Below are 13867 nucleotides of genomic sequence, written 5' to 3'. Positions count from 1 at the left end.
ATGGTTATTGGTGAGATAAAAGAGGGTATTGATGAGTAACGACACGCAGCTTCCTATTGAATTACAAAAACTCGGTGAAACACGCTTTGCCGCGCTGTACCCAGAGCAACAAAACCAGCAGCAGATAATACGGCTATTGGCGTTAAGTGATTTTGCTTGGCGCAGCTTAAGCTCTCAACCTGCGCTACTGTCTTGGTTACTGTGTGAACACGAAATTAAAAATAGAGAAATTTTAGACCCTTTTACACAGCTAGATATAACTAAAATAGAAGAGAGTGAGTGCCATAAGTTACTGCGCCAATACCGAGAAAAATACTGGTTAAAGGTGGCTTTTTTAGATTTATGCTGCAAAAACCCGATTGAAAATAGTATTAAATATATTAGTGAACTTGCTAATAAACTGATCGACAGTGCTAATCAATGGGCCTATAAAAATGTCGCTAAAACCAATGGTGAGCCATTGGATGAGCACAACAACCCGTTACCGTTAATGGTATTAGGAATGGGTAAACTAGGTGGACAAGAACTCAATTATTCATCTGATATCGATCTTATTTTTGCATATCCTCGCAATGTTAAAACCCAAGGTGGGCGTCGCTCGCTTGAAGCATCTGTCTTTTATACTAAAGTTGCCCAAAAGCTAATTACAGCACTTAATCAATGTACGGTCGATGGCCAAGTTTTTCGCGTAGATATGCGTTTGCGACCATTTGGGGAAAGTGGTCCGTTGGTAATGAGCTTTAATGCCATTGAAGATTACTACCAAGAGCAAGGGCGTGATTGGGAGCGCTACGCGATGTTAAAAGGGCGCTTAATTGGCACGCCTAACATTTATTGGCAGGAGTTTAATACGTTATTAAAGCCTTTTGTGTATCGCCGTTATATTGATTTTTCGGTTATTGAGTCGCTAAGAAAAATGAAGCTTATGATTGCCCAAGAGGTGCGTCGTAAGCGCTTAACCAATAATATTAAGTTAGGTGGTGGTGGCATTCGCGAAGTGGAGTTTATCGTTCAGGCTTTGCAAATGGTGCGAGGTGGCAGAGAGGCAAACTTACAAACGCAATCTTTATTAATTGCATTAAAAGAGTTAACACTAAGCCAAGTTATTGATGAGCTTGAAGCTAAAGATTTAAAAAGCAATTACTTATACTTACGCAAAGTAGAGCAATACCTACAAATATTTGATGATCAACAAACACAAACACTGCCCGATGATGAGCTAAATCAACAGCGACTCAATGTGTTGCTCGCTCAGGCAGATTTTGCGGCAACGCTTGTGAAAATAGAACATGTGATGAGCCAAATACATAACGAATTTACACAGGTTATAGGCGAAGAAACTGAACCACTTGATACCTGTGAAGGGGCGTTTATTAGTGCTTGGGATCACGGCGATGTTAGCTTTTTAAATGAGCCCAGAGATGAGTGGCAAACACCATTATACGACTTTAAACAACGACTTTCTAAAGCTAAAGTCGGCAATCGTGGGCGCGATATTCTTGATAAATTAATGCCGGCATTACTTAAACAGTTAAACGACTTTAATGCCAGTGCTAGCGCCTTTGCAACGGTATGCCAAATATTAAATAAAATTATTTCGCGCACCGCTTATCTAGAGTTGCTGTATGAAAATCCAGGAACGCTAAAACAATTGGTTTTACTTTGTTGCCACAGTAAATGGATTGGCGAGCATATTTCATTATACCCCATTTTGCTCGATGAACTTATCGACCCAGCTGTGCTTTACAAGCCAACCCCATTAACTGCGTATAAAGATGAAATAAGACAGTATTTTTTACGCATTGAACATGACGATTTAGAGCAGCAAATGGAAGCGCTGCGCCAGTTTAAGCAAACCCATCAATTACGCATTGCCGCAGCTGATGCGACGGGCGTTATTGATGTAATGAAAGTAAGCGATCACTTAACAGCATTGGCTGAAGCGATAGTCGATCAGGCTGTAAATATTGCGTGGTACCACTGCGTAAAACGCTTTGGTATGCCACCTAACACCGATGATGAAAACAAGGGGTTTGCGGTTATTGCGTATGGTAAAACTGGCGGTTTTGAGGTGGGTTATGACTCGGATCTCGATTTAGTCTTTGTGCATAACCATGATGGTACAAGCTACACCAATGGTGATAAAGCGATTGACTCAAGGCAGTTTTATTTAAAACTCGCACAACGATTAATGCATTTATTTAATACCCGTACCGCCTCAGGTATTTTATATGAGTTAGATACTCGTCTGCGTCCAGAAGGTGCATCAGGGCTATTAGCTATTAATCTAGAAAGCTTTAATCATTATCAGCAAACGCAAGCATGGACATGGGAGCACCAAGCGCTGGTTAGAGCGAGGCTGATTTTAGGCCAAGCTGAATTAGTAACACGATTTGCACAAATTCGCGCCGAGATATTGTGCCAACAACGTGATGAAGATACTTTAAAAGCAGACGTGATTAAAATGCGCGAAAAAATGCGTGGCCATTTGGCTAAAGGCAATGCGCAGCAATTTGACTTAAAACAAGATGTAGGTGCCATGACCGATATTGAGTTTATAACGCAATACTTGGTATTAAAACATGCCCATGAGTTTACCCACTTATGCGATAATTCTGACAATGTGAGAATTTTAACTGATGCGGCTAAAATTGGCTGTATCAGCGATATTCAAAAAAAGCAGCTTATTCAAGCGTATATAGACTATCGCTCACGCTATCATGTGTTGAGCTTAGACCAGCAAGGTCGCTGCGTTAAACGCGAAGAGTTTAGTGAAAATATCAATAATGTTAGCACGGTTTGGAAGGCAATATTTGGGCTAGATTGAGCAATTTAATGTTATGCGCTCAGCAATATTTGAGCGCATATCAACAAAATTAAACCGAATGTAGTTAATTGCTTAGCTTTAAACAGTTTGAGCGTACAAATTCAGACGGTAGCTCGGTAATCACCGCTGCACGTTGTTTAGGGCAGAAAAACGCATACACTTCATTTGAAAAGTCATCATTAATAGAGCGGCTAACGCGGTATAAAGCGGAGTTAAAACTGCTATCTATACGAAAGTGATCTTTTATTACGTAATCTTTGCTTAAGTACCACATTAAAGTAATACCTTCGTTATTAGCATATTGGGTCAGTACAGTACGCAAGGTTGAGTCACGTTGAAAGCGACGCGGGCCTACTTCTCCACTCCAATTTAAAGGCATAGGCTCTACTACAAAAGAGCGTTGGTTTAGCGCTCTGTCGAGGCTAAGATCGGGTTTTTCGAGTTCAATGACAAATTTGTCATTGTCTTTATTGACAGTAATTCTATCTCGAATTGATGCATAAAACCGCGATAACCCTTCAGCAGCAGCGTTGGTGGTTTGTTGATAATTAAGTGACGACGTACCATTTAGTAAAAAGTAAATGGCTGCACCAATTAACAATAAAGCTAAAAGTATATATCTAATCCAAAACCACATGGCTGTCACTCATCTTTGTTATTTTAATAACCCATCTTTAATAAAAAGAGGGGGCGTCTTTATCGGGTCGTGTTTTAAAGCGTCTATGCAACCACATATATTGTTCAGGGGCGGCATTTATTGATTGTTCCATGCGCTGATTAACACGTGTTACATCGGCTTTATTATCGCCGCTTGGGAAGTTTTCAAGCTCAGGCACGATTTCTAAGTGATACTTTCCGTTGTTATCCCTATAAGCAATTAAGCTCATTGTTTCGCAGTTTTTACTACCTGCAAACATTAGTGTTCCGGTGGTTGTTGCTGTATCAGGCACTGCATAAAAAGGCACAAACTCACAGCGGTTACGGCCATAATCCTGATCGGGTAAGTAATAACACAGTTTTTTATTTTTTAATGATTTTAATAATCCTTTTACGTCTTTTTTTCCAACCATGTATTCATTAGAGCGAAGACGCCCATTGGTAGTAAAGTATTCCATAAGCGGATTATTATGTGGGCGGTAAAAGCCAATACCTTGGCACTTCAAACCCATTACACGACTTGTCATTTCAAGATGAAGTATATGTGGAACAAGTAATAAAACGCCTTTTCCTGATTGTTGTACGCGCTCAAAGTGCTCAAGCCCTTTTATTGATCCCAATACTTTTTTGACCCGCCATTGTGGCCACCACCAAGCCATACCGGTTTCAACCATAGCAATACCGGTATTTTCCATATTTTTAAGTACCAGCTGTTGTTGCTCGACTTCGCTCATCGTGGGGAAACAGTGTTTAATATTAACTTCAGCAATATGCCTTCTGCGCTTCATATATTTATGAACCAAGCGTCCTAGCTGCTTACCCATAGCTAATTGTATTTTTTGCGGTAACCATGAAATGAGATATAAAAATAAGACACCAATCCAAGTTAGCCAATAACGAGGACCTAAAAAAGAGGCTTTAAAAGGGGATGAGTTGACCACAAAAATTTCTCTAAAAAATAAAAGGCTAGTTTAACGCTATGCGCTCAAAAATACAAAAAGCCAGCAAAAAGCTGGCTTTAGTGGTTATATAATGAAATATAGTGTTTAGTTAACCGTGTTTAAACCTTGGTTTATACCCACTAAGTCTTCGCGGCTTAATGTGCCTGTTGCTTGTTTTAGACGAAGCGTTGACACAACATAGCGATAACGCACATCAGCAAGATTACGCTTTGCGTTGTATAAGTTTTGCGTACTGACGAGCACATCAACAATGGTACGTGTACCCACTTCAAAACCCGCTTCAGTGGCTTTTAATGCGCTTTGTGCTGAAATAACCGCTTGTTCAAGCGCTTTATAGGTCGCAATATCAGATACCACTTGGTTATAAGAAGTAATAACAGAGCGAGTTACTGCGCGATAATCCGTTTCAAAATCTTGGCTCGCAGCAACGTAAAATGCACGAGCTTGATCTGTTGCAGCAACCGTTGCGCCACCAGAGTAAAGTGGTACGCTAAAGTTAAGTCCAACAGATGTTGAATCTGAACGAGGCTGGTCGTCAAAACTAGCGCCATTTAACTCGCTATCTGTTAATGAGTCGCCGTAACTAGCATTTAAAGTTAGTTTTGGATAATGCCCTGCTTTAGCAAGTTCAATTTGCTCTTTAGCGATATCAACCGTTATTTTTGATACTTGCAGATTTAAGTTTTTGTCTTTCGCTATTTTAACTAAATCAGTTGCAGGCGTACTTGGCTTAACAGTAGAAAACGTTTCGGTGTTTAACATATCTAGCTTTGCATGGTATTTACCGGTGATCTCACGTAGTTGCTCACGGGCTGTTTCTACTGCATTATTAGCAATGATTTCTTGCGCTACTGAGTTATCAAATTGTGCTTGTGCTTCATGTACATCGGTAATAGCCGTTAAACCTACAGCGTAACGTTGTTTAGTTTGTTCAAGTTGGCGCTCAATGGCACGTTTTTCAGCTTGTACAAATTCAAGGTTATCAATAGCGCTTAATACGTTAAAATAGCCTTCAGCCACACGTACTATTAAATCTTGTTTAGCAAAATCGTACTGGCCACTAGCTTGCAGTGCTTGTTTGTCAGCAATGCCGAGTGAATTCCACGCGCCCAAATCAAATAGCGTTTGGCTTAAGCTAATACCACGTCTGAATTGGTCCGTTTCACTTTCGACTTTAACTTGGTTTGATAAATCGCCTACGCTTTGAAAAGAGGTCGAGTCACTTTTTTCATAACTCATGCTTAAACCAATTTGCGGTAATAGTGCGCTCATAGCGCGATCGCTTTGGTATGATTGTGCATCAGCTTGGGCTTTTGCTTTTAAAACGGTAGGATCGTTGGCTGTTGCGATTTCAAAAACTTGAAGTAAATCTTCTGCATTGGCTACGGTTGAGCCCAATGCGCATGATAAACTAACCAGTGCAGCAAGGATGTTCTTTTTCATGTGATGTTCGGTCCTTAGACAATTTTTGTACTAGTAGCATGTTAACCTGTTTTAACTAATAACTAAAAAAAAAATTAGTAAAACAGCGTTCTCAAGTGTAACAGAATATATACCTAAATGACGTTGATGTATTTGCACCCTCAAAAAGGAAAGAATAGATGGCGAATAAAAGTCGTATTAAATTTACCCATGACGATGTGAGATTAAAACCAATTGAAAATTTGTATGATGGTTTTTTTAAAATAAACCTTTATCAATTTAAGCATGCCTTATTTGCGGGTGGAGAGTCTGAGGTTATTCGTCGAGAAATTTTAGAGCGTGGCGATGCGGTCGCAGTATTACCTTATGATCCAGTGACTGAGCAAGTGCTGCTAATTGAACAAATTCGAATTGGCGCAATTAAAAGCAAACACACGCCTTGGCTGTTAGAATGTATAGCGGGCATGACCGATGGCAGTGAAGATTACGAGTCGGTTGTTAAAAAAGAAGCGTTTGAAGAAGCGGGACTTAATTTAACAGAACTTGAGTTTATGTTGTCTTACCTTTCAAGCCCCGGCGGTACTACAGAGCGTTTATATTTATATTTAGCTCACGCCGACTTAAGCCAAATGAATACCGGTATATACGGCTTAGACACCGAAGGTGAAGATATTAAAACGCATATTATGGATTTAGATGAAGCATTTGAGCGACTCAATCGTGGCGAGATAGATAATGCGGCTACGGTAATTTGCTTGCAATGGTTAGCACTAAATCGCGACAGAATACGTAAGAAGTGGGCATAGTTTTTAATTTTTTAATAGTAATGGCGGTATTTTGACAGCACTTTTAACGACTACTCGATACATTCAAAGCCTTCCAAAGTATTTAACACTTTGTGAGCATAATTACGTACGCCTTTTAAAATTACTACCTCGTGAACGAGCGATTGGCAGTGTTAGAGAAATCAAACTGGGCCACAGTGAATTTGCCATCAACATAGATGACATTGCCAAGTACACCCTTGATGTATCTATTAAACAGTTATCAGGAATGGTAAGTGGTATTTCGCCTTTGTATTTAACAGTGCGCTTATATAATGATGCTAAGGTAGCCGAAATTGTCCATCATGATTACCACCAACGAATCAAACCTTCCTATGGCTACCCTAATCCTAAGATGCATCAAAAAGATGAAAAGTATCAGTTGAATGCTTTTTTATATGATTGGTTGGTTGCCTGTGTAGAGCGAGGTCAATCAACACTTAATTGGGATGTAAATAATGGCTTGGTTTGATGATACGTATTATTTTGAGCAAGCCCAGCTTCGTATAGCCCATATAACGGATTGTCACCTTTTTAGCGATAAGCAGGGCGAGTATTTTGGGGTTAACACCGCAGAACATTTTACTAGGGCACTTACAGATATAGCAAAACAGCAGCCTGATGCCTTGATATTTGGTGGCGATTTAACCCAAGATCACAGCTTTAATTCCTATTTATTATTTGCTGAACTGATTCATAATAGTGACCTTGATTGCCCCGTATTTTGGGTTCCCGGCAATCATGATGAAATTGATCAGCTCAATTTAATTAGTGGCGGGCAAATACAACGCGCTAAACATATTGTGGCGCAAGGGTTTGAACTGATATTAATTAATTCTAAAGGAAATACCCCTGCTGGGTGGGTGACGCCCTCGCATTTAGAGGAAATTATGGCGTGTTTAGTCGATTCAGATAATCGTCATATTGCATTTTGTCATCACAACCCATTACCTATTAATGGCTACCTAGACAAACACATGCTAGAAAATGGGCCGCAGCTATTAAATTTATTAGTTAATAATGGCCGCGTTGATGCGCTGTTTCATGGGCATGTTCACAATGACTACCAACAGCAATTTAGAGAGCTTGATATTTACGCGACACCGGCCAGTTCCGTGCAGTTTACAAAGCACAGTGCTACTTGGCAGCAAGAAGATAAAGGGGCGGCTTATCGTATGCTGCACTTAAATGCTGAGCAACAAAAGGTGCATATACGCACGGACGTGGTATGGTTAAACGAGTAATCTATATTCACGGTTTTAATAGCTCTGAAAAATCATATAAAGCTGTGCGCTTTGGTGAGCTTATGGCACACTATGATGTTGATTATTGTGTGCCACGCTTAAATCATGAACCTATAGAGGCGATTATAGCGCTTGAACAACTATTAACACCGAATACCGTATTATTGGGCAGCTCGTTAGGTGGTTTTTTTGCCACGTATTTATCGCAGCGTTATCAAATTCCTGCGGTGGTAATTAATCCTGCCGTTGCCCCATATACATTATTAGAGCCTATACTTGGGCCTAATTATAATCCGTATCAAGATTATAATTACCAATTACAATCTCGTCATATAGATGCGTTAAAAGCATTAACGGTGACAGAGTTAAAACACCCTGAACTGTTGTATTTATTACAGCAAACAGGGGATGAAGTGTTAAATTTTCAGCACGCAATAAAGTATTACTCACAATGTAAACAGTTAATTGAATTTGGCGGCGATCATAGCTTTAATGGCTTTGAGCGAGCTTTTTCAAGCATTGTCGATTTTCTTAAAATCAGATATTAGCGTATATAAAGATAAAAACTATGACTCAACAAAATTATAACGCCGAAGCCATTGAAGTACTTAATGGATTAGAGCCGGTAAAACGCCGCCCAGGCATGTATACAGACACATCGCGCCCCAATCATTTAGGCCAAGAGGTTATTGATAACAGTGTTGATGAAGCAATGGCCGGGCATGCGACGCGTATTGATGTCATTTTGCATGAAGATAACTCACTTGAAGTGAGCGATGATGGTCGGGGGATGCCGATAGATATTCACCCTGAAGAAGGTATTCCTGGGGTTGAACTAATATTCACCAAATTACACGCAGGTGGTAAGTTTTCAAATAAAAATTACCAGTTCTCTGGTGGTTTGCATGGGGTAGGTATCTCGGTCGTTAATGCGCTATCTACCCGTGTGGAAGTAACGGTTCGCCGTGACGCACAGCAATTTAGAATGGCTTTTGAGCATGGCGATAAAGTTGAAGATTTAAATGTTATTGGCTCAGTGGGTAAACGCAATACCGGTACTACCGTGCGCTTTTGGCCAGATACCAGCTATTTTGATTCTGCTAACTTTTCACTGACTAAGCTTAACCATTTATTAAAAGCCAAAGCGGTACTATGCCCAGGTTTGCGTATTAAGTTTGTAAATAAACAAACGAAAGAAACCCAAGAGTGGTTTTATGAAACCGGCTTAAAAGATTACTTAGTAGAAGCAGTTAAAGGCTATGAGATACTGCCTAAAGACCCATTTGTAGGTGAGTTTTCAAGTTCTATTGAAGGCGCTGATTGGGCCGTTGTATGGATGCCTGAAGGCGGTGAGTCAACAGCCGAAAGTTATGTAAACTTAATTCCTACCGCACAAGGTGGCACCCACGTAAATGGCCTGCGCCAAGGGCTTTTAGAGGCGATGCGTGAATTTTGTGAATTTAGAAACTTATTACCACGTGGTGTAAAGCTCACCCCAGATGATATTTGGGAACGTTGTAGTTATGTATTGTCGGTAAAAATGCAAGACCCACAATTTGCAGGGCAAACCAAAGAAAAACTCTCATCACGTTCATGTGCTGCGTTTGTATCGGGTGTCGTAAAAGATGCCTTTAGCTTATGGCTAAATGAGCACACTGACACTGCAGAGTTACTTTCTGAATTGTGTATTTCAAATGCACAGCGTCGCTTACGCGCGGCTAAAAAAGTAGTTCGTAAACGTGTTACTTCAGGCCCTGCATTACCAGGCAAACTGACCGATTGTAGTGCTGCTGATAATGACCGCACGGAATTGTTTTTAGTAGAGGGTGATTCAGCGGGTGGCTCAGCTAAACAAGCGCGAGATCGTGAGTTCCAAGCAATCATGCCACTAAGAGGTAAAATTTTAAATACTTGGGAAGTAGAATCAGGGCAAATTTTGGCCTCTCAAGAAGTGCATGATATTTCAGTGGCATTGGGTATTGACCCCGATTCAAGTGATTTATCAGGGCTGCGTTACAATAAAATATGTATATTAGCGGATGCTGACTCGGATGGACTGCACATTGCCACTTTATTGTGTGCCTTATTTGTGCGCCACTTCCCACAATTGGTAAAAACTGGGCATGTGTATGTTGCTATGCCACCGCTGTTTAGAATTGATATTGGTAAAGATGTTTATTACGCGCTTGATGAAGATGAAAAAACGGGCATTTTAGCGCGTATAGAAGCAGAGAAAAAACGCGGTAAGGTAAACGTGCAACGCTTTAAAGGCTTGGGTGAAATGAACCCGCTACAATTGCGTGAAACAACCATGGATCCAAATACCCGTCGTTTAGTGCAGCTTACTCTTGATGAAGAGCAGCAAACAATGGAAATGATGGATATGTTACTTGCTAAAAAGCGTTCATCAGATCGCCGCCAATGGCTTGAAGATCACGGTAACAAAGCACAAGTTTAATAAGCCTTTGGGCTACAGGAGAGGCAAATGAAAAGACTATTTAGCACACTGTTGTTAGTCGGCTTTATGTCATCGCCAGTGATGGCGAAAAATATTCTCGACAAGCTGACGGCTGCCCCAGGGTTTGAAATAAGCTTATTTGCTGATGATGTTGAAAATGCTCGGCAAATTGCAGTATCAAGCCGAGGTATAGTGTATGCAGGTTCGCGTAATGCGGGTAATGTGTATGCATTGATTGATCATAACAGCGACGGCGTTGCAGATAAAAAAATAGTGATTGCAGAGGGACTGAATATGCCCTCGGGTTTAGCGATTAAAGACGGTGACTTATATGTCGGTGAAGTGCACCGTATTATTCGTTTTAAAAATATCGATAAGCACCTCAAAAACCCTGAGTATGAAGTGTTTTATAGCGATTTACCGTCAGAGCGCCACCATGGCTGGAAGTTTTTACGCTTTGCGCCAAACGGCGAGCTGATTATTCCGGTGGGTGTTCCCTGTAATATTTGCGAAGAAGAACCTCGGTTTGGTCGTATTTTTTCGTTAAACACGGACACCAAAGAAATAACCACTTTAGCCAAAGGTGTGCGCAATACTGTAGGCTTTGACTTTCACCCTAGCACGCAAATGCTATGGTTTAGCGATAATGGCCGAGACATGATGGGGGATGATATTCCACCCGATGAGCTAAACCGCATCACTAAAGAAGAAGAACATTTTGGTTTTCCATACGTGCATGGCGGCGTTATTGTTGATCCGGAGTTTGGTGAAGGCAAAAACATTGCTGACTACACTCAACCTGCATTGGCATTAGGTGCGCATGTTGCGCCATTAGGTATTCATTTTTATACCGGCAAGCAGTTCCCTGATAGCTATAAACAACAGTTATTTGTAGCAGAGCACGGTTCATGGAACCGCTCTAAAAAGGTCGGTTATAAAGTGGCAGTGGCAACTATAGAAAATGCCAAGGTAACAAAGTATACGCCACTGATCACCGGCTTTATGCAAGACGAAACGACATTTGGACGCCCTGTTGCATTTGCACAATTAAATGATGGCAGTCTATTGGTAAGCGATGATTACGCAAACGTAATTTACCGCGTAAGCTATAAGAAAAACTAGGTAAGCTTTAATGAGTGATACAGATACCTTGCTAATGCAAGGAATTGAACAACAAACAATGGGGCGTTTTACCGAAGACGCCTATTTAAATTATTCAATGTACGTGATCATGGATCGTGCCTTACCGCACGTTGGTGACGGCCTAAAACCAGTGCAACGTCGTATTATCTATGCGATGAGTGAGTTGGGATTATCGGCAAATGCAAAATACAAAAAATCAGCCCGTACCGTGGGTGACGTATTAGGTAAATACCATCCTCATGGTGATAGTGCCTGTTATGAAGCCATGGTACTGATGGCGCAGCCGTTCTCTTATCGCTACCCCTTGGTGGATGGTCAAGGTAACTGGGGTGCAGCTGATGATCCTAAGTCATTTGCGGCAATGCGTTATACCGAAGCGCGTTTATCTAAATTCTCTGAGGTATTACTCAAAGAATTAGGCCAAGGGACCGTTGATTGGACGCCAAACTTCGATGGCACCATGGATGAGCCTTTAGTGTTGCCATCGCGCTTACCGCATATATTACTTAATGGGGTAACTGGTATTGCTGTGGGTATGGCAACCGATATACCACCGCATAATGTGCGTGAAGTGGCCAGTGCCTGTTGTTTATTACTTGATAAGCCAAAAACAGAGCTCGAAGAGTTACTGGATTTAGTGCATGCGCCAGATTACCCAACCGATGCTGAAATAATTACGCCTAAAGCTGATATTCACAAAATTTATAAAACCGGCCGTGGCTCAATTAAAATGCGTGCAGTGTATTGTGAAGAGCAGGGCGATATCGTCATTACCGCTTTGCCGCACCAATGTTCGGGTGCAAAAGTACTTGAGCAAATTGCAGCGCAAATGAACGCTAAAAAGTTACCAATGGTGGCTGACTTACGTGATGAGTCTGATCACGAAAATCCAACCCGTATTGTGATTGTGCCGCGTTCAAACCGAATTAAAGCTGAGCCATTAATGGCGCACTTATTTGCAACAACCGATCTTGAAAAAAATTACCGCGTAAACTTAAATATGCTGGGCTTAGATGGCCGTCCACAAGTTAAAGACTTACGTAGTATTTTAACTGAATGGCTGACTTTTAGACGTGAAACAGTGCGTCGTCGTTTGCAATATCGACTCGATAAAGTACTCGCAAGATTACATATTTTAGAGGGCTTGCTTGCTGCCTTTTTAAATATTGACGAAGTTATAGAAATTATCCGCTCTGAAGATAAGCCTAAACCATTATTAATGGAACGCTTTGAGTTAACCGATATTCAAGCGGAAGCCATTTTAGAATTAAAACTTCGCCATTTAGCAAAACTAGAAGAGTTTAAAATTCGTGGTGAGCAAGACGAATTAGCCAAAGAGCGTGACAAATTAGAGCAAACATTAGGCTCAGACCGTCGCATGTCGACGTTGCTTAAAAAAGAAATTCAAGAAGCCGCAGAAATGTATGGTGACGATCGTCGCTCACCTGTTATTGAGCGTGTGGAAGCCAAAGCACTGAGCGAAAAAGATTTAATCCCTTCAGAGTCTGTGACTGTTGTTCTATCTGATAAAGGCTGGGCACGTGTTGGTAAGGGTCATGACTTAGATGTAGAAGGATTAAATTACCGTGCCGGTGATGGCTATAGAGCATCAGCGCGAGGTAAAAGTAATCAACCTGCGGTATTTTTAGATTCAGCAGGGCGTGCATTTGCGACCGATGCCCACAGCCTACCTTCTGCAAGAAGCCAAGGCGAGCCTATGACAGGGCGCTTTAACTTAACCTCAGGCGCAAGCTTTGAGCACGTAGTTATGGGTGAAGACGCTCAAGTATTGCTAATGGCTTCTGATGCCGGTTATGGCTTTATTACTGACTTTAAAGATTTAGTCAGTAAAAACAAAAACGGTAAAGCCTTAGTGAGTGTGCCAAAAGGTGGTGTGTTACTTTCGCCAATTCGCGTTAATGACGTTGCCAGTGATTACTGTATGGCAATTTCTAACGAGGGGCGAATGTTGTTATTCCCACTGCGTGATTTACCTAAGCTAGGTAAAGGGAAGGGCAATAAGATTATTTCTATTCCGGGCGCTAAAGTACAAGCGCGCGAAGAGTTTGTAAAAGTATTAGCTGTTGTGCCGCAAGGCAGCAGTGTTACGCTGCATGCAGGTAAGCGTAAATTGACGCTTAAACCAAGCGACCTTGAGCATTACCATGGCGAGCGAGGCCGCAGAGGGAACAAGTTACCTCGTGGTTTACAGCGCGTTGATGAAGCCGTGGTAGAGTTAACACCTCAGCAAGTTGATGAGCCAAATTCAGATACTGAGCAAAGTTAAAACACTCGAAAAATTAGACTAAACTAGATAACGGCTTACTTAG

At 41.2% G+C, this 13867-nt stretch carries 11 protein-coding genes; 8 read left to right on the top strand and 3 right to left on the bottom strand.

Going from position 1 to position 13867, the window contains the following annotated elements; all coding sequences use genetic code 11:
- Positions 1 to 31: 31 nt before the first annotated feature.
- Positions 32 to 2827 carry a bifunctional [glutamate--ammonia ligase]-adenylyl-L-tyrosine phosphorylase/[glutamate--ammonia-ligase] adenylyltransferase gene (gene glnE, locus PTET_RS13220; RefSeq protein ID WP_016900584.1) on the top strand — a complete coding sequence of 932 codons (2796 nt, stop codon included), beginning with the start codon at positions 32 to 34 and terminating at the stop codon, positions 2825 to 2827.
- 64 nt (positions 2828 to 2891) lie between these two features.
- Here glnE and PTET_RS13215 read toward each other — a convergent pair whose 3' ends face one another.
- From PTET_RS13215 to tolC, 3 genes are all read right to left on the bottom strand, one after another.
- On the bottom strand, positions 2892 to 3464 hold the full coding sequence (locus PTET_RS13215; protein ID WP_096038764.1) for a toxin co-regulated pilus biosynthesis Q family protein: 573 nt from the start codon (positions 3462 to 3464) through the stop codon (positions 2892 to 2894).
- Between the two features lie 37 nt (positions 3465 to 3501).
- Entirely contained in the window at positions 3502 to 4425 is a 924-nt protein-coding gene (gene lpxL / locus PTET_RS13210) for an LpxL/LpxP family Kdo(2)-lipid IV(A) lauroyl/palmitoleoyl acyltransferase (RefSeq protein WP_096038763.1), read from the bottom strand.
- Positions 4426 to 4530: 105 nt separating this feature from the next.
- Positions 4531 to 5889: an outer membrane channel protein TolC gene (tolC, locus tag PTET_RS13205; protein WP_013465840.1), complete on the bottom strand. Its 1359-nt coding sequence runs from the start codon at positions 5887 to 5889 to the stop codon at positions 4531 to 4533.
- Positions 5890 to 6047: 158 nt separating this feature from the next.
- On the opposite strand from tolC, the gene PTET_RS13200 reads away from it, so the two are divergent.
- The 7 genes from PTET_RS13200 to parC are packed head-to-tail and all read left to right on the top strand — an operon-like array spanning position 6048 to position 13824.
- On the top strand, positions 6048 to 6674 hold the full coding sequence (locus PTET_RS13200) for an NUDIX domain-containing protein (protein ID WP_096038762.1): 627 nt from the start codon (positions 6048 to 6050) through the stop codon (positions 6672 to 6674).
- Between the two features lie 31 nt (positions 6675 to 6705).
- On the top strand, positions 6706 to 7164 hold the full coding sequence (locus PTET_RS13195) for a DUF1249 domain-containing protein (RefSeq protein ID WP_096038761.1): 459 nt from the start codon (positions 6706 to 6708) through the stop codon (positions 7162 to 7164).
- A complete protein-coding gene (locus tag PTET_RS13190; RefSeq protein ID WP_013465837.1) occupies positions 7151 to 7936 on the top strand; it encodes a metallophosphoesterase in 786 nt (261 codons plus the stop codon). Before PTET_RS13195 ends, PTET_RS13190 begins: the two co-directional genes overlap by 14 nt.
- Positions 7921 to 8484 carry a YqiA/YcfP family alpha/beta fold hydrolase gene (locus PTET_RS13185; protein WP_008110593.1) on the top strand — a complete coding sequence of 188 codons (564 nt, stop codon included), beginning with the start codon at positions 7921 to 7923 and terminating at the stop codon, positions 8482 to 8484. Before PTET_RS13190 ends, PTET_RS13185 begins: the two co-directional genes overlap by 16 nt.
- A 20-nt stretch (positions 8485 to 8504) precedes the next feature.
- On the top strand, positions 8505 to 10394 hold the full coding sequence (gene parE, locus PTET_RS13180; protein WP_036980166.1) for a DNA topoisomerase IV subunit B: 1890 nt from the start codon (positions 8505 to 8507) through the stop codon (positions 10392 to 10394).
- A gap of 27 nt (positions 10395 to 10421) precedes the next feature.
- Positions 10422 to 11516 (top strand): PQQ-dependent sugar dehydrogenase, encoded by a 1095-nt coding sequence (locus PTET_RS13175; RefSeq protein ID WP_096038760.1) that lies wholly within the window; start codon positions 10422 to 10424, stop codon positions 11514 to 11516.
- A gap of 10 nt (positions 11517 to 11526) precedes the next feature.
- The gene (parC, locus tag PTET_RS13170; protein WP_013465834.1) at positions 11527 to 13824 is read left to right on the top strand and encodes a DNA topoisomerase IV subunit A; all 2298 of its coding nucleotides are present in this window, start codon (positions 11527 to 11529) and stop codon (positions 13822 to 13824) included.
- Positions 13825 to 13867 lie beyond the last annotated feature (43 nt).

The sequence above is a fragment of the Pseudoalteromonas tetraodonis genome, from assembly GCF_002310835.1.
Classification (GTDB): Bacteria; Pseudomonadota; Gammaproteobacteria; order Enterobacterales; family Alteromonadaceae; genus Pseudoalteromonas; species Pseudoalteromonas tetraodonis.
Note: the sequence above shows the minus strand (reverse complement) of the source record. Positions and strands in the feature narration are given on the sequence as shown.